This window comes from Jiella endophytica, assembly GCF_004519335.1.
In the GTDB taxonomy this organism is placed as follows: domain Bacteria; phylum Pseudomonadota; class Alphaproteobacteria; order Rhizobiales; family Rhizobiaceae; genus Jiella; species Jiella endophytica.
Genome location: NZ_SOZD01000003.1, coordinates 403,751 through 419,096, shown reverse-complemented (window position 1 = coordinate 419,096; position 15,346 = coordinate 403,751). Strand labels below are relative to the sequence as shown.

Below are 15,346 nucleotides of genomic sequence, written 5' to 3'. Positions count from 1 at the left end.
CTTTGAACCGGCCACAGGATCGCACCCGCATGACCGTGCCGCTGACCGTCGCCCCCCGTGTGGGCTATCAGACGTTTCTCTATTCCGATCTGCACACGGATCTGGACACGCTGGACGCCGATATCGCCTTTATCGGCATGCCGTATGGCAATCCGTATGAGCCGCATGCGGTGATCAATGACCAGACCCTGGCGCCAGATGCGGTGCGCGCGGTGACTGACCGGGTGTCGCGCCATCTCGAGCGCCACGACTTCGACGTCGGCGGCCCGATCTACGACAACCGCCCGATCAAGGCGGTGGACGTCGGCAACGTCACCTTCGACATCGCCGATCATCTCGGCCATCTGCAGCGGGCCGAAGAGGTGGTCCGCAAGGTGCTGGCGGCCGGCGCCATGCCGATCACCATCGGTGGCGACCACGGCATTCCCATCCCGATCTTCAAGGCGCTGGACGGGGAGGGACCGATCACCCTCATCCAGGTCGATGCCCATATCGACTGGCGCAACGACGTCAACGGCGTCACCGAGGGTCTTTCGAGCCCAATCCGCCGGGCTTCCGAGATGGAGCACATCGGCGAGATCTTCCAGATCGGCATCCGCGCCCAGGGCAGCGGCCGGCCGGAGGAATACGAGGCCGCCATGGCCTATGGCGCCCGTATCATTCCGGCCTTCGAGGTGCATGACGGCGGCATCGACGCGGTGCTGGCGCAGATCCCGGATGGCGGTCGCTACTACATCACCATCGATGCCGACGGCCTCGATCCCACGGTGATGCCGGCGGTCGAAGGGCCGGCGCCGGGCGGGCTGACCTTCCACCAGGTGCGCCGCCTCATCCACGGTCTCGTCGGCAAGGGGCGTGTCGTCGGCATGGACATCGTCGAGATCACCCCGTCGGCCGACGTCAACGGCATCACCGCCATCACCGCCGGACGCCTCGTCGTCAATCTCATCGGCGCGGCGGTGCGCGCCGGCTACTTCGAAAAGTCGCCATCCGTCTGAGCCCTTCGGGGCCGGACAAGCATCCGTTCCTTCCCAACCTGCCGGAGATTTCGCATGCTGACACTCGATCGCAGACAATTCGGCCGTCTCGCAGTGGGAACGGCGCTCGCCGCTCTCCTGCCCGGGCGGGCGGCCTTCGCCGAGACGACGCTCGAGGCGATCCGCAAGAAGGGCGTCGTCACCGTCGGGACGGAAGCGGCGTTCCCGCCCTTCGAATTCGTCAAGGACGGCAAGATCGTCGGCTATGGCTCCGACATCCTCGCGGTGGTGGTGGAGGAACTCGGCGTCAAGCTGAACCAGCTCGACCTGCCCTGGCAGGGCATCCTGCCGGGCGTCCTTGCCGGCAAGTTCGATTTCGTCGCGACCACGGTGGCGATCAACGAGGAGCGCGCCAAGCGCTACGCCTATACGATGCCGATCGCCAACGGCCAGCCCTATGCGATGATGCGCAAGGGCGATGCGATCAAGTCCGAGGACGATCTCAAGGGCAAGGTTGTCGGCACCCAGCTCGCCTCCTCCACCGAGCCGATCGCCCGCGCTCTCGACGACAAGCTGAAGGCGGACGGCGAAGGTTTCGCCGATCTGAAGCTCTATACCGCCTTCACCGAGTCCTATGTCGCGCTGGCCAACGGCGAGATCGACGCGGTGATCCAGTCGTTGCCGTCGCTGGCCGTGCTGGTGAAGGAGAAGCCGGACACGTTCGAGCTCGCCTGTCCGATCACCGCCGGGGTCAAGTGGACCTATCTCGCCTGGTGCACCCGGCCGGAAGACACCGACCTGCGCGACTTCATCAGCGGCGTCATCCGCAAGATGCGCGACGACGGCCGGCTCTACGAGCTTCAGGAGAAGTGGTTCGGCTTCAAGATGGAGATCCCCGACACCGGCTATCTGCCGCCGGACGCCGTCTGACGCCGCGAGGCCGGATCGGGAAAGGGCTGCAATGGGTTTTCAGTTCGGCTATCTGGTCTCGATCCTGCCGAGCCTCGGCGAGGCGGCGCTGATCAATGCTCGGCTCGCCGCCATCATCGCGGTTCTCGCCATTCTCGGCGGCACGCTGCTGACGATCCTCAGGGCGATGAAGATCGCGGCGCTCAACGCGGTCGTCGCCGTGGTGATCTCCTTCATCCGCGGCACGCCGCTGCTGATCCAGATCTTCATCGCATTCTATGTCCTGCCGATCTTCGGCCTCGATCTCGGCCCGGAAAGCGCTGGCGTCGCGGCGATCTCGCTGAACTCGACGATCTTCATCACCGAGATGATGCGCGGCGGCCTGACCGGCATCGATCCCGGCCAGATCGAGGCGGCGACGTCGCTTGCGCTGCCGCGCTGGCTGATCTGGCGAAAGGTCGTCCTGCCGCAGCTCTTCCGGATCATCCTGCCGATGCTGGTCAACGAGGTCACGGTGATCGTCAAGGGAACTGCCTTGTTGTCGGTGATCACCGTGGTCGAGGTGTTGCGGACGTCCCAGCAGATCGCCGGCTCCAGCTTCCGCCCCTTCGAGACCCTGGTCGGTGCGGCGCTCTGCTTCCTCGTCCTCAACCTGCCGGTGATCGCCGCCGGCAAGGTGATCGAACGGCGCACGGCCGGAGCAAGGCGATGACCTTCGACCTTTCGATCCTCGCCCAGTACTGGCCGCTCTTCGTCAAGGGCACCTGGCTGACGATCCGCATCTGCCTCGCGGCGACGATCATCGGCTATGTGATCGGCATCGTCCTCGCGCTTCTCTCGCAGATCCCCAGCCGCGCGATCAAGGCGGCGATCGAGATCTATCTTCTGACGCTGAGGGCGATCCCGTTCATCATCCTGCTCTTCGTCGTCTATTACGGATTGCCGTTTTCCGGCATCCGGATCCCGGCGGTGATCACCGGCACCATCGCGCTGTCGCTCTATGCCAGCGCCTATTATGCCGAGATCGTGCGCGCCGCGATCGAGGCGCTGCCGAGGGGGCAGTACGAGTCCGCCCGGGTGATCGGCATGTCGGCGCTGCAGGCGATGCGCCACGTGATCTTTCCGCAGATCGTGCCGACGCTGGTGCCGCCCTCGACCAACATTACCCTGACGATGATCAAGGAATCGGCGGTCTTGAGTTCGATCACCGTCGCCGAGCTGACCTATCAGAGTCTCGTCGTCCAGGGGAACACCTTCGCGCCTTTCGAGGCCTTCGCCGCGGTCACGCTGATCTACTGGGCGATTACCGCCATCGTCGCCCATGCCGCCTCGCTGCTCGAACGCCGTTTCGGGCGCGCCCGCAGCGAGCATCTCGTCGGCTCGGCCCTGGCGGCGAGTTTCCTGTCGCTGGAGGCGATGCCGAAAAGGAGTCGGCGATGAGTGCCACTGCCTTGTCCGTCTCGGGCCTCACCAAGCGCTTCAAGGGCAGCGCGGTGCTCGACGACGTCTATCTTGACGTCGCCAGGGGCGAGGTGGTCGCGATGATCGGCCCGAGCGGCTGCGGCAAGAGCACCTTTCTGCGCTGCATCACGCTCATCGAACAGCCGGAAGCCGGATTCATCAGCGTCGCCGGCAAACCCTTCGGCCGCGAGGTGGTCGGCGGCACCGTCCACCGCCAGCCGCGGCGGGCGGTCGATGCCATGCGTCCGAAGATCGGCATGGTGTTTCAGGCACTCAATCTGTGGCCGCACATGACGGCGCTGGAAAACGTCGTCAGGCCGCAGGTCGTCGTATTGAAGCGCAGCCGCGACGAGGCGACGGCGCGGGCGCAGAAGCTTCTGGCCGATCTCGACCTTGCCGATCGTGGCGACCGGCTGCCCCATGCGCTTTCCGGCGGCCAGAAGCAGCGGGTCGCCATCGCCCGGGCGCTCGCCATGGATCCGGAGATCATGCTGTTCGACGAGCCGACCTCGGCCCTCGATCCCGAACTCATCGGCGGCGTGCTGGCGCTTTTGAAGGATCTCGCCGCCGGCGGCATGACGATGATCGTCGTCACCCACGAGATCGGCTTTGCGGCGAATGTCGCCGACCGCGTCGTCTTCATGCATGGCGGTCGCATCGCCGAGGAGGGCCCGCCCGGACGGGTGTTGAAGCAGCCGGGCGATCCCCGGCTGCAGGCCTTTCTCTCGCTGATCCGGCCCGCCGCCGCAGAGGCCGTCTGAACCTTGATCAAAGGAGATGCCGCAATGGCCCGAATCGATCGCCCCTATGTCGGGATTCCGTCCTTCCTCAGGGCACCGATCTGCGAAGACCTGTCGAAACTCGATGCGAAGATCGGCGTCTATGGCGTTCCCTTCGACGAGGGCTCGCCATTCTATCCGGGCAGCCGCATGGGGCCGCGGGCGATCCGTGAGCATTCCTTGCGCTTTTGCGGCGGGCTCTACGATCCGGCGACGCGGCGGCAGTTCCTCGTCGAGGAGCGCGAACGGGGCCTGATCGCCGATGTCGGCGACGTCGACATCGCCCCGACCAATGTCGAAAGGACCTTCGACAACATCACCGCCACGGTGCGCGGCATCCTGGACCGCGGAGCGATGCCGGTCGGGCTCGGCGGCGATCATTCGATCGCCTATCCGATCTTCCGCGCCTTCGATCGCAAGGTGCATATCCTGCATTTCGACGCCCATATGGACTATGCGCCGGAAGCGAACGGCCTGCGCTACACCAATGGCCATGCCTTCCGCCACATGGCGGCGATGGACACCGCGCTCAGCCTGACCCAGGTGGGGATCCGCTCGCTGCGCAGCGACGGCCGCGACCATGCGGCGATCGAAGCCGGCGGCAACCGTGTCGTCGCCATGCCGGAGGCGCGGATGCTCGGCGCCGAGGGGATCGCCGGGCTCGTGCCGGATGGGGCGCCGGTCTATGTCTCGATCGACATCGATGCGCTTGACATCTCGCTGGTGCCGGGTTGCGTCTCGGGCGAGCCGGACGGCTTTCTCTATGGCGAGCTTCGCGACGCGCTGAAGGCGGTCGCCGAGCGCTGCGAAGTCGTCGGCTTCGACCTCGTCGAGGTCAATCCCGCCCTCGACGTCGGCACCGGCGCGACGGCCTACCTCGCCGCCACCATCGTCCTCGGCTTTCTCGGCGAGATCTGTGCCCAGCCGCGCTGGAAAGCGGCAATCGCCGCCTGACGGCGCCATCTTCAGGAAGGAAGCAGCATGTCGCAGCCTTTGACCATCCCCGCCCGGCGGGGCAAGGCCCATCGCGTCGCCAAAGGCGAAACCGTCAGGGTGATTAACACCCATGGCGAGCAGGTGATCGATACCTGGGCCTTCAACGCCGAGGACCTCACCGAATTCATGTCAATGGAGCACAGCCGGGCGCATATGCTGAAGATCATCCCGGTCGTCGGCGACATCCTGCGCACCAACCGGCGGCGGCCGATCCTCACCTTGGTCGAGGATACGTCCGGCGGCATCCACGATACCATCATCGCCGCCTGCGACCGGCATCGCTACGCCTTTCTCGGCGTCGAGGGCCATCACGACAATTGCGAGGACAACCTCCACGCCGCGATGCGCGAGATCGGGCTCGAAGCGCCGGAAACCCCGAGCCCGCTCAATCTGTTCATGAACATCCCGGTTCACCCGGATCGCTCGGTCTCCTTCGAGGCGCCGGTGTCGACGCCGGGCAGCTTCGTCAGGCTGAAGGCGGAAATGGACCTCGTGATCGCCTTCAGCGCCTGCCCGCAGGACATCCTGCCGATCAACGGCGTCGGCCATCTGCCCACCGAGGCGCATTTCGTGGTGGAGCCATGAGCGCGCCGGCTGCTACCGCGGCACCGCTGCCGGAGTTCCGGGCCGTCGCGCTCGATCATGTCGTCCCCGGTGGCTTCGGTTTCGGCTTCGAGGCGAAGGCCGGGCAACACGTCACCATCGTCGACGTCATGGGGCGCCAGGCCTGCGACTTCGTTGCGCTGAACCGGGACGACCACGCGGAAGTCCTGTCGCCGGGCCACACGCGGCGGCAAAACCTGTCGCTGTTCTTCGCCGTCGGCGATCATCTGATGAGCAATCGCGGCCAGCCGATGTTCACGGTCGTTGCCGACACCGTCGGCCAGCACGATTCCAATGTCCCAGCCTGCGATCCGACGCGCTATGCCGTCGATTTCGGCGTGCCTGGCCATCGCAACTGTCTCGATAACATGCATGGCGCGCTCGAGGCCCACGGCATTGACCGGCTCGCCGTGCCCGAGCCCTACAACTTCTTCCAATATGGGCCGGTCACGGTCGAGGGCCGGATGAGCGTCACCGATCCGACCAGCCGTCCCGGCGACCATATCGTCCTGAAAGCCCTGATCGACGTGATCGTGGCGGTCTCGCCCTGTCCGCAGGACATTATCCCCGGCAACGGCCTCGAGGTCGGCGACATCAGGATCGTCGTCTCGGATGATCTTGAGGGAAAGGGAGCCTGATGCCGCTGATGATGACGACGCCCGAGGCGGGGCCGCTGCCGCCCGAAACCCTGGCCGAGGCGCCGTTCGGCGGCTTTGCGGTCGTCGAGATCGCCACCGGCCAGCTTCTCACCGTCGAGGATCCCTGCGGCGATCGCACCGCTCAGCTCTATGCGTTTTCCCGGGCGGACATGACCGAGTTCCTCTCGCCCCACCACACCCGCGTCTTCAGCAACAGCTACCGTCTCGGCCTTGGCATGCGGCTCGTCAGCAACCGGCGCCGGGCGATGATGGTGCTCGGCCGCGACCGGGCCGGCGGGCACGACCTTCTCATCCCCGCCTCGCTGCCCGGCGATCTCGCCTCGCTGCCAAACGACACTGCCAGCGGTCACGAGGCGCTCAGGGCCGCGGTTCGCCATGCCGGTCTTAACGCCCCGAAATTTCCCGATCCGGTGAACCTCTTCCTGAATGTCGGTGTCGAGCGGGACGGCCGTCTCGTCCCCGCCGCCGCGCCGCCGGCGCCCGGGCGCTCGGTCACCTGCCGGGTGGTGATGGACATGTGCGTCGTCGTCACCAACACGCCTTCGGGTCTCGGCATCGACACCGGCGAGGGCGCCATCCGGGTCCGGGTCGACAACCGGCTGATCCCCTGAAACTTCATCCCTGCCGGCCTGTCCGATGACAGCCGCCCTGGAGACCACGATGACCGCCAACGGCCCGCTTGAGACGATTCCCGCCCGCCACGGCGCTGCGCTGCATCTGCGCCGCGGCCAATCGGTCGAGATCGTCAACACCCATGGCACCCAGGTGGTCGACTGCTGGGCCTTCGCTGCCGACGATCTTCGCGAATACATGTCGATGGAGGCGAGCCGGGTCTGGAACCAGAGCTTCATTCCGCAGGTCGGCGACACATTCGTCACCACCCGGCGGCGGCCGATCCTCACCGTCGTCGCCGACACCTCGCCGGGCATCCACGACACCATCATGGCCGCCTGCGACTGCGAGCGCTATCGCCTGCTCGGCGTCGAGAAGGACCACCGCAACTGCGTCGACAACATGCGCGAGGCGATGGCGGATCTCGGCTTTGCGGACGTGCCGCCGATCCTTGCTTCCTTCAACGTCTTCATGAACATCAAGGTCCAGGCGGACGGCCACAGCCTGGCGACCCTGCCGACGCCCTGCCGGCCGGGCGACGCGATTACCCTTCGCGCCGAGATGGACTGCATCGTCGCTTTGTCAGCCTGTCCGCAGGACATCGTGCCGATCCAGGGAGGCGCGGCGAACGAACCGGTCGATGCGCACTACCGCATCCTCGAAGACGGTTTTGCGCAGATCCTCGCGCGCCCGACCTGGCGGCCATAGAGGTCGCAGCCCTCGGAGGAAGGCGCGATCGTCAACGCCTCGATCTGTGTTTTTTCGAATTTGCGACTACTGCTCGGCCGGTCGCAGCGTCGGATCGAGCCGGTCGCGCAGCCAGTCGCCGATGAGGCTGACCGAAAGCGTCGTCAGGAAGATCGCGATGCCGGCCGGAATCGCCATCCACCAGGCCGTGGCGATGTAGTTGCGGCCCTCGCCGAGCATCAGGCCGAGGCTGGTCTGCGGCGGCTGGACGCCGAGCCCGAGAAAGCTCAGCGAGGTCTCGAGCAGGATGATCTCGGGAAAGTTCAGCGTCACCTGCACGACGAGGACACTCAGAATGTTCGGCAGGACGTGGCGGACATAGATCCGTAGCGGATGGACGCCGAGGGTGCGGATCGCGAAGGCATAGCCCTTCGCGTTCGCCTGCAGCACGAGGCCGCGGGTGAGCCGGGCATAGACCTCCCAGCCATGAAAGCCGACGACGACGAGGAACAGCCCGAACGAGTTGCCGAAGAAGGCGAGGATCGCCAGCGCGATGATCAGGAACGGCATCGCGGCCTGGAAGTCGACCATCAGCATGATCGCGTCTTCGACCCAGCCGCGGAAATGCGCGGCCAGGAAGCCGAGCACGGTGCCGATGGTCGAACCGATCAACGTGCCGCAGAAGGCGATCAGGATGCTGGCCCGCATCGCGAAGATCAGCCGCGAGAGGACGTCCCGGCCGAGCCCGTCGGTGCCGAGGAGATAGGCCGGATCGCCGCCGAGAAAGGCCGGCGGCTGCAACCGGTGGAGCAGGCTCTGCTCGGCATAGCCATAGGGCGCGATCCAGTCGGCGCCGATGGCGAGAACGGCGCAGAGGAGAAGCCAGGCCGCGCAGAGGACGATGACGACCGGCAGGCGTCGGAAGCGACGCTGCGCATCGGCATCGGCGGGAGAAACGGTGTCGGCCGGGGTCGCACTCATGCCGCGGCCTCGCCGGAAACCATGCCGATCCGCGGATCGAGCCAGCCATAGGTGAGGTCGACCAGGAAGTTGACGACGACCATGGTGAAGGCGATCAGCAGCACGATCGTCTGGACGATGGCGAGGTCCCGGAAGGCGACGGCGCTGACCAGCAGCTGGCCGACGCCCGGCCAGGCGAAGACCGGCTCGACCACGACGGCGGCGCCGATCAGCGCACCGAGCCTCAGGCCGACCACCGTGACGATGGGGATCCCGGCATTCGGCAGGGCATGGCCGAGGATGCGCCGGCGAAACGGCACGCCCTTGGCGCGGGCGGTGCGCATGAAGGGCTGGTGCAGGACTTCGAGGAGCGAGGAGCGGGTGAAGCGGGCGACCGTCGCGGCATAGCTGGTCCCGAGCGTCACCGCCGGCATGACCAGGTGTCGCCAGCTTCCCGTCCCCGAACTCGGCAGGATCCGCCAGGTCATGGCGAAGGCGAGGATCAGAAGGATGCCGAGAAAGAAGTTCGGCATCGAGTGGCCCATGATGGTGAAGGCCATGGTGGCGTGGTCGACCGACGTGCCGCGCTTCAGCGCCGCGAGGATGCCGCCGCCGATGCCGAGCACGATCGTCAGAGCGAGGGCCGTCAGGCCGAGTTCGAGGGACAGCGGCACCCGCTCGAGAACGACATCCAGCGCCGGACGGTTGTCGCGGAAGGAAAAGCCGAAGTCGCCATGCAGGATTCCGGCGACATAGCGCGCATATTGCTCCGGCAGCGGCCGGTCGAGCCCCCACATCTGCCGATAGGCGGCAACCACGGAAGCCGGCGTGTCGTCCGGCAGCATCTGGCTCACCGGATCGCCCGACATGCGCAGGACAATAAAGACGAATGTGACGGCGAGAAGCAGCGTCAGGAAAGCGCGCAGCAGCTTGCCGAGGATGAAGCGCAGGCTCATGCCGGAAACTCCCCGGGCCCGCGCGACCAGCCGAAATCGGTGATCGGCCGGCCGTCGACGAGCCACTGTTCGACGCCCTGCTGGTGATCGCCAATCGTTGCGGTGAGGCTGCGACGGGATACCGCCGGCGGTTCGCTCTCCTGGCCTTCAAGCACCTCCCGCAGCACCCGCCCACTGGTGCCCTCGGTGTCGAGGCCGAGGATCGTCAGCAGCGTCGGCGCGATGTCCGGCAGCCAGCAGGGCGTTTGCGAGCGGATGCCGCTTCGGAAGGCCGGACCGGCTCCGGCAAGCACGGTGGAGAGTTCGCCGCGGGCAAGCCCGCCATGCATGCCGCCACCCGGCGAAATGGAGCCGGTGAAGAGACATGTTTCGGGCGAGGCCGATTCAGGGCTCCCGGTGGCGCGTAGCGTAAAGGTCACGGGTGCCGATCGAGGATGGCCGCCTCCCAGGACGGAAGCGGGCAGGGCGCCCGGCACGCTGGCGAGCGGATCGCCGGGGACGTTGACGAAGACGAGGCCGCACCAGGGCTGCTGCGCCAGTCGCTCGGCCGCGACAGCGATGGTGTCATGCGTCGGCTCCGGCAGATAGAGGCCAGAGAAATAGCCGGGCGAGAGGGATCCGGCATAGCCCGGCAGCGCTGCGGCGAGATCGAATTTCGCCGCGCCGGTGACATGGCCGTGGTCGGACATCACCATGATGTTTTCCGGACCCTCGCCGGAACCACGCCAATCGAGGATGCGGCCGAAGGCATCGTCGCAGCCGCGCTGCGCGGCGATCGTTTCCGGCGCGTCGATGCCGAAGCCATGCGATGTGATGTCGGGATCGGACATCCAAAGGATCGCAAGATCCGGCCGGTGGTCCGGATAGGCGATCTCGGTCAGCACCCGCGTCGCGTGATCGATCTGCGCCGTGTTCGGCGTCGCCGCGGCCGGAACCGGGCCGAGCCGCTCCTCGGCCGCCCTTGTCAGCGCCGGCGAGCCGACGCCTTGATGCACCGAGAAGACCGGCTGGCCGAGCTTCTGCGCCCCGTAGCTCATCATGAAGGTGGCGCCGGCCGTCGCGGTGGTGACGACGGCAAAACGCTTGCCGGCCCGGGCCAGCCGCTGCCCCAGGCTTTCCCGATCGAGAAGCAGGCCGAGGTCGTCGGCACGGGCAAGATTGTGATGGTTGGCCGTGTTGAACAGGCCGTCCGGCACCACCGCGCGGTTGATGAACTGGTTGGCGACGAGGCCATGCTCGCCGGGCGCGCAACCGGTCACGGTGCTCGTCGAGGCGACCCGCGTCTCGCTCGGAAAGACGCTGCGGGAGTTTAGAAGGTCGGCGCCGGTCTCCATGAAGCGGGCGAGGTTTGGCATGCGCTCTGGCGTCGCGCGATCGCGGCGCAGCCCGTCGAAGCAGACGAGGAGGGTCGAACCGGTCGTCATGCCTTCGTCTCCGCCAGCTGGTCAAAAAGCGCGGCGCGCGCGCCCGAGGGATCATTGACGAGAAAGCCGCTGGCGCCGTCCGCCGCCATGCGGCGAAGCGCCTGCGCGTCGAAGTCGCCGACCCTGCGGCCGGTCGCGCCGTGGCCGGTGGTCACCCAGACCGGATGTCCGCGCCGGGTGACGGCGGCGATCAGGTCTGACGTGGCGTCGCTCTCCCAAAGCCGAAGGATGTCGCCGCCGGCGGCAAAGAACGCGTCTTCCTCTCCGGGACTTGCCAACAGCCCGAGGATGGCGGCGCCGGTCCGCTGCCGTACGCGGCGAACCGAGGCGATCTCGTGCAGGCCGAAGACCAGCCTGTCGCGGCCCGAGGCGGCCGCTGCCGCGACGAGCCGGTCGAGGGCTTCGAAGCGCTCGTCCTTGACGTCGAAGAGGATCGGCTGCTCCGCCGGCAGCGTCGCGAAGAGATGTTCGAGGGTCGGCGTCGCGGCGGCGCCGGCGACGACGATCCCCGTAAGCTCGGCAGCGTCCGTTGCCGCGATCGTCTCCGGACGCCCGGCGAGGCGTTTGAGATCGGCGTCGTGGCTGCAGACGAGCACGCCGTCGCGGGTCATGCGGATATCGACTTCCACGACGTCGGCGCCGGCCTCGACCGCCGCATGCCAGGCGTGCGGCGAGTTTTCGCGGTGGCGGGCGGAGAAACCGCGGTGGGCGACGATCGAGACGGAATGCGGGGCGGCGGGCTCAGACATCGTCAGACCTTCGCGAGCTCGAGGCGGCGCCTGGCGTCGCGGGCCCGGCGTGCCGCCGGGGACGCGGCCGGAAGCGCGGCGATCAGCGCCTGGGTGTAGGCGTCGCGCGGTGACGCGAAGACGTCGCCCGCCGCGCCCGTCTCGACGATCCGCCCGTGCTGCATCACCGCGATGCGGTGGCTGACATGCCGGACGACGCCGAGGTCGTGGGAAATGAACAGGTAGGCGACGCCGAGCTCGGCCTGCAGATCCTGAAGCAGGTTGAGGATCTGCGCCTGAACCGAGACGTCGAGGGCGCTGACCGCTTCGTCGCAGACGATGAGGTCCGGCGACAGCGACAGGGCCCGGGCGATCACCGCGCGCTGCAGCTGGCCGCCGGAAAGCTGATGCGGATAGCGCCTGCCAAGGCCTTCGAGGCCGACCCGGGCGAGTATCGCCGCCGGGCTGCCCGCGCTGGCCTTTCCGCCGGTCAGCCCGTGGGCGTCCATCGCGCCGCGGACCTGCGCGGTTATCGACAGCCGCGGATCGAGCGCCTGGGAGGGGTTCTGGAACACCACCTGGACGGAGCGTCGCTGCCGCCGCCAGGCGGGCGAGCCGATCGGCGCATAGGGCTCGCCCTGGAAGGCGACCTTGCCGGTGCTCGGCCGCTCGATGCCTGAGGCGAGGCGGCCGAGCGTCGACTTGCCGCTGCCGCTCTCGCCGACGATGCCGAGAGTTTCGCCGGGATGAAGCTCGAGATCGACCCCGTCGACGGCGAGGACAGCCTCGCCGGTGCGAAAGAGGCCGCCCTTGCCGCGATAATGGCGGCTGACATCGGCGAGGACGAGCAATGGAACCGTCATCGAGCGCTGCCGGGAAAGTGACAGGCGGCGGACTGGCTGCCGGCGAAGGGCTTCAGCTCGGGCACCATCTCGCAGCGCTCTTCCGCCCTCGGGCAGCGCGGCCGGAAGGCGCAGCCGACCGGACGGGCCGAGGGGCGCGGCACGGTGCCGCCGATCGCCGCCAGCCGGCCGCCGGCTGCCGACAGCGCATGCAGCCGGCAATCCATCAGCCCGCGGGTGTAAGGGTGGGCCGGGTGGTCGAACAGCGCGTCGACCGGGCCGGTCTCGACGATGCGGCCGGAATACATCACGGCGACGCGGTCGGCGATCTCGGCGACGACGCTCAGATCATGGGTGACGAAGATCATCGCCGTCCCGGTCTCGTCCTGTAGCGTCTTCATCAGCGCGAGGATCTGTGCCTGGGTGGTGACGTCGAGGGCCGTCGTCGCCTCGTCGGCGACGATCACCTTCGGCCGGCAGGCCAGCGCCATGGCGATCATCACCCGCTGGCACATGCCGCCGGACAGCTGATGCGGATAGGCATTGGCGCGTTCGTTCGGCCGGGCGATGCCGACCCTGCCCAGAAGCTCGACCGCCCGGCGCATCGCGCTCCGCATGGCGATCCCTTCATGCACGACGAGCGCTTCGGCGACCTGGCGGCCGACCCTCTGCACGGGATTGAGCGAGGCGACCGGATCCTGGAAGATCATCGCCATGTCGCGTCCGCGGATGTCCCGGAGCCTGCGGTCGTCGAGGCTGGTGAGTTCGGTTGCGCCCAGCCGGACGCTGCCGGACTTGCGGCGGACCGGCTCGGCCAGGAGGCCCATGGCGGCGAGGCAGGTAAGGCTCTTGCCGCAGCCGCTCTCGCCGACAAGGCAGAGCGTTTCGCCGGCGGCGACTTCAAAGGACACGTCGATGACGAGATCGACCGCGCCCGTGCCGACGGTCAGGCCCTCGATCGCAAGGACCGGCGTTGCGGCAGGAGCGCGGGCGGGATCGATCGTTGGTTCAACGGGCAAGGCGCCGGCGGAGCCGACGCCTACTTTCGTCAGGACGGCCGCCGTCACGAGCCATGCGCCTCGTCGGTCAGGTTATAGGGGCGCAGATCCATGTAGTAGAAGGTGTAGGGCTGCCACTTCAGCGACTTGCGCACGCCGTAGGTCTCCAGCGGCTGGTAGAGGATGGTGCCCGGCGCATCGTCCTCCCAGAGATCCATCAGCTTGACCGCGAGCTGGTAGCGCTTGTCATGATCGAGGGTGGTCTCGAGCTCGTGGCCGACCTCGTTGAACTCCTTGGGAGCCCAGCTTTCCCAGGTCTTCTGGGCCGAGCCGTAGGGCCCCCAGGTGTTCCACAGCCCGCCGACGGGGTCGGGGTAGCGGGTGGAGTTCGACCAGTTGCGCACCATCAGCTCGTCGTTCGGGATGGTGTCGACATCCTCGGCGACGTTGAGCTTGGCGTTGATCCCGACGGCCTTCCACATCTCCAGGATCGCCTGGGCGGCGGGCAGGGCGTTGAGATAATAGTTCGGCTCGGTCGAGTAGACGATGGTCTCGCCCTTGTAGCCGGCCTCCTCGAGAAGCTTCTTCGCCTTCTCCGGGTTATATTCGAAGCCCGGACGGTCGGCCTGATACATGTCGCCATATTCGGGATACTGGTGGCCGTTCGGGACAACCGCCTTGTCGTCCCAGAGCGCCTTGACGAGCAGCTGGCGGTCGATCGCCAGATTCATCGCCTGGCGCACGCGCTTGTCCTTCAGCACCGCATTGTGGGTGTTGTAGACGAGGACATGCGAGTTCGCGAGGACGACGCTGCGGGTCTCGATGTCGTCATAGCCGTCGATCTGGGCGATCTGGTCCGGGGCGACGTTGGTGATGATGTCGAACTCGCCGCTGACGAGGCCGGCAATGCGCCCCGCCGGCTCCTGAACCTTCTTGAAGGTCACCGTCGCGGCGGTCGGCTTGCCGCCCCAATAGCCGTCGAACGCCTTCAGCTTGACGTACTGGTCCGGCCGATAGTCCTCGAGCATGTAGGGGCCGGTACCGACCGGGAACTGGGCGAAGGCCTTGCCTTTGGCCTTCTCCAGCCAGTCGTCCTTATCGACGATCCACGACGCCCAGGAGGCGAGGCGCTGTTCGAGCAGCGGATCCGGCGCCTTGGTGACGAAGCGGACGGTGTGGTCGTCGACCTTCTCGACATGGTCGAGCACGCCAAAATAGGCGCGGCCCTGCGGCAGCGGCGAATCCTTGCCGATCAGCCGCTCCGGCGAGAAGGTGAAGACGACGTCGTCGGCGTTGAAGGCGGCACCGTTCTGGAACTTGACGCCTTCGCGCAGCTTCACTTCAAGCGTCTTGTCGTCGAGCCGCTTCCAACTCGTCGCGAGCGAGGGGACGAGCTTCGAGCCGCCGCCGCCCTCGGCCGACAGGAAGTCGCGCCGGATCAGCGTGTCGAACACCGAATAGGTGATCCGCGTGCCGACATTGGAGAGCTCCTTGGCGGGCTCCAGCGTCGGCGGATTGTCGGCGACGGCGACGACGATGTCCGGACGGTTGTCGGTGTCGGCCGCGGCCAGCGCTGCGCCGCCGATTGCCACGAGACCGGCTGTCAGCAGTCCGGTCAATGCGCGCGAAATCATATCTGCCCCTCGTTTTCTCTCGAAACCGGAGGGACTGTTAGTTCACGTACAATAAGTCACGGTGACAGGCGGGCGACGGTTTGATGAACGTCCCTTGACGCGAGAGGGGGGCTGTTGAAAC

Annotated in this window: 17 protein-coding genes; 10 read left to right on the top strand and 7 right to left on the bottom strand. The window is 67.0% G+C overall.

Translation table 11 applies throughout. The annotated features are described in order from the left end of the window. Positions 1–29 precede the first annotated feature (29 nt). The 10 genes from E3C22_RS11920 to E3C22_RS11875 are packed head-to-tail and all read left to right on the top strand — an operon-like array spanning position 30 to position 7,704. Complete coding sequence (locus tag E3C22_RS11920) at positions 30–998, top strand: agmatinase (RefSeq protein WP_134762243.1); 969 nt, start codon at positions 30–32, stop codon at positions 996–998. A gap of 54 nt (positions 999–1,052) precedes the next feature. Then, the gene (locus E3C22_RS11915) at positions 1,053–1,907 is read left to right on the top strand and encodes a transporter substrate-binding domain-containing protein (RefSeq protein ID WP_134762242.1); all 855 of its coding nucleotides are present in this window, start codon (positions 1,053–1,055) and stop codon (positions 1,905–1,907) included. A gap of 31 nt (positions 1,908–1,938) precedes the next feature. Continuing rightward, positions 1,939–2,598 (top strand): amino acid ABC transporter permease, encoded by a 660-nt coding sequence (locus tag E3C22_RS11910; RefSeq protein WP_134762241.1) that lies wholly within the window; start codon positions 1,939–1,941, stop codon positions 2,596–2,598. Continuing rightward, entirely contained in the window at positions 2,595–3,326 is a 732-nt protein-coding gene (locus tag E3C22_RS11905) for an amino acid ABC transporter permease (RefSeq protein WP_134762240.1), read from the top strand. Before E3C22_RS11910 ends, E3C22_RS11905 begins: the two co-directional genes overlap by 4 nt. Further along, positions 3,323–4,108 carry an amino acid ABC transporter ATP-binding protein gene (locus E3C22_RS11900; protein WP_134762239.1) on the top strand — a complete coding sequence of 262 codons (786 nt, stop codon included), beginning with the start codon at positions 3,323–3,325 and terminating at the stop codon, positions 4,106–4,108. The genes E3C22_RS11905 and E3C22_RS11900 overlap by 4 nt, the downstream gene beginning before the upstream one ends. 24 nt (positions 4,109–4,132) lie before the next feature. Then, positions 4,133–5,080, top strand: coding sequence for an arginase family protein (locus E3C22_RS11895; protein ID WP_134762238.1), 948 nt, complete (start codon positions 4,133–4,135; stop codon positions 5,078–5,080). A 27-nt stretch (positions 5,081–5,107) separates the two neighbouring features. After that, on the top strand, positions 5,108–5,707 hold the full coding sequence (locus E3C22_RS11890) for a DUF1989 domain-containing protein (RefSeq protein ID WP_134762237.1): 600 nt from the start codon (positions 5,108–5,110) through the stop codon (positions 5,705–5,707). Next, entirely contained in the window at positions 5,704–6,363 is a 660-nt protein-coding gene (locus E3C22_RS11885) for a DUF1989 domain-containing protein (protein WP_134762236.1), read from the top strand. Before E3C22_RS11890 ends, E3C22_RS11885 begins: the two co-directional genes overlap by 4 nt. Further along, positions 6,363–6,995, top strand: a complete 633-nt coding sequence (locus tag E3C22_RS11880) for a DUF1989 domain-containing protein (RefSeq protein WP_134762235.1) — start codon at positions 6,363–6,365, stop codon at positions 6,993–6,995. The genes E3C22_RS11885 and E3C22_RS11880 overlap by 1 nt, the downstream gene beginning before the upstream one ends. 49 nt (positions 6,996–7,044) lie before the next feature. Further along, positions 7,045–7,704, top strand: coding sequence for a DUF1989 domain-containing protein (locus E3C22_RS11875; protein ID WP_134762234.1), 660 nt, complete (start codon positions 7,045–7,047; stop codon positions 7,702–7,704). Positions 7,705–7,770: 66 nt separating this feature from the next. Here E3C22_RS11875 and E3C22_RS11870 read toward each other — a convergent pair whose 3' ends face one another. From E3C22_RS11870 to E3C22_RS11840, 7 genes are all read right to left on the bottom strand, one after another. Further along, on the bottom strand, positions 7,771–8,664 hold the full coding sequence (locus E3C22_RS11870; RefSeq protein WP_134762233.1) for an ABC transporter permease: 894 nt from the start codon (positions 8,662–8,664) through the stop codon (positions 7,771–7,773). Continuing rightward, positions 8,661–9,599, bottom strand: a complete 939-nt coding sequence (locus E3C22_RS11865) for an ABC transporter permease (protein WP_134762232.1) — start codon at positions 9,597–9,599, stop codon at positions 8,661–8,663. Before E3C22_RS11865 ends, E3C22_RS11870 begins: the two co-directional genes overlap by 4 nt. Then, entirely contained in the window at positions 9,596–11,023 is a 1,428-nt protein-coding gene (locus tag E3C22_RS11860; protein ID WP_134762231.1) for an alkaline phosphatase family protein, read from the bottom strand. Before E3C22_RS11860 ends, E3C22_RS11865 begins: the two co-directional genes overlap by 4 nt. Then, a complete protein-coding gene (locus E3C22_RS11855; RefSeq protein WP_134762230.1) occupies positions 11,020–11,772 on the bottom strand; it encodes a glycerophosphodiester phosphodiesterase in 753 nt (250 codons plus the stop codon). The genes E3C22_RS11860 and E3C22_RS11855 overlap by 4 nt, the downstream gene beginning before the upstream one ends. 2 nt (positions 11,773–11,774) lie before the next feature. Continuing rightward, positions 11,775–12,614: an ATP-binding cassette domain-containing protein gene (locus E3C22_RS11850; protein ID WP_134762229.1), complete on the bottom strand. Its 840-nt coding sequence runs from the start codon at positions 12,612–12,614 to the stop codon at positions 11,775–11,777. Further along, positions 12,611–13,594, bottom strand: a complete 984-nt coding sequence (locus E3C22_RS11845) for an ABC transporter ATP-binding protein (protein ID WP_425364977.1) — start codon at positions 13,592–13,594, stop codon at positions 12,611–12,613. The genes E3C22_RS11850 and E3C22_RS11845 overlap by 4 nt, the downstream gene beginning before the upstream one ends. Before the next feature lie 62 nt (positions 13,595–13,656). Further along, entirely contained in the window at positions 13,657–15,225 is a 1,569-nt protein-coding gene (locus tag E3C22_RS11840; RefSeq protein ID WP_134762227.1) for an ABC transporter substrate-binding protein, read from the bottom strand. Between the last annotated feature and the right edge of the window lie 121 nt (positions 15,226–15,346).

Bases quoted from the DNA above. Each gene is read 5' to 3' on its own strand.
- E3C22_RS11885 (WP_134762236.1), top strand. From the start codon at position 5,704: ATGAGCGCGCCGGCTGCTACCGCGGCACCGCTGCCGGAGTTCCGGGCC.
- E3C22_RS11905 (WP_134762240.1), top strand. From the start codon at position 2,595: ATGACCTTCGACCTTTCGATCCTCGCCCAGTACTGGCCGCTCTTCGTC.
- E3C22_RS11890 (WP_134762237.1), top strand. From the start codon at position 5,108: ATGTCGCAGCCTTTGACCATCCCCGCCCGGCGGGGCAAGGCCCATCGC.
- E3C22_RS11840 (WP_134762227.1), bottom strand. From the start codon at position 15,225: ATGATTTCGCGCGCATTGACCGGACTGCTGACAGCCGGTCTCGTGGCA.
- E3C22_RS11860 (WP_134762231.1), bottom strand. From the start codon at position 11,023: ATGACGACCGGTTCGACCCTCCTCGTCTGCTTCGACGGGCTGCGCCGC.
- E3C22_RS11850 (WP_134762229.1), bottom strand. From the start codon at position 12,614: ATGACGGTTCCATTGCTCGTCCTCGCCGATGTCAGCCGCCATTATCGC.
- E3C22_RS11865 (WP_134762232.1), bottom strand. From the start codon at position 9,599: ATGAGCCTGCGCTTCATCCTCGGCAAGCTGCTGCGCGCTTTCCTGACG.
- E3C22_RS11895 (WP_134762238.1), top strand. From the start codon at position 4,133: ATGGCCCGAATCGATCGCCCCTATGTCGGGATTCCGTCCTTCCTCAGG.
- E3C22_RS11855 (WP_134762230.1), bottom strand. From the start codon at position 11,772: ATGTCTGAGCCCGCCGCCCCGCATTCCGTCTCGATCGTCGCCCACCGC.
- E3C22_RS11880 (WP_134762235.1), top strand. From the start codon at position 6,363: ATGCCGCTGATGATGACGACGCCCGAGGCGGGGCCGCTGCCGCCCGAA.
- E3C22_RS11900 (WP_134762239.1), top strand. From the start codon at position 3,323: ATGAGTGCCACTGCCTTGTCCGTCTCGGGCCTCACCAAGCGCTTCAAG.
- E3C22_RS11910 (WP_134762241.1), top strand. From the start codon at position 1,939: ATGGGTTTTCAGTTCGGCTATCTGGTCTCGATCCTGCCGAGCCTCGGC.
- E3C22_RS11915 (WP_134762242.1), top strand. From the start codon at position 1,053: ATGCTGACACTCGATCGCAGACAATTCGGCCGTCTCGCAGTGGGAACG.
- E3C22_RS11875 (WP_134762234.1), top strand. From the start codon at position 7,045: ATGACCGCCAACGGCCCGCTTGAGACGATTCCCGCCCGCCACGGCGCT.
- E3C22_RS11870 (WP_134762233.1), bottom strand. From the start codon at position 8,664: ATGAGTGCGACCCCGGCCGACACCGTTTCTCCCGCCGATGCCGATGCG.
- E3C22_RS11920 (WP_134762243.1), top strand. From the start codon at position 30: ATGACCGTGCCGCTGACCGTCGCCCCCCGTGTGGGCTATCAGACGTTT.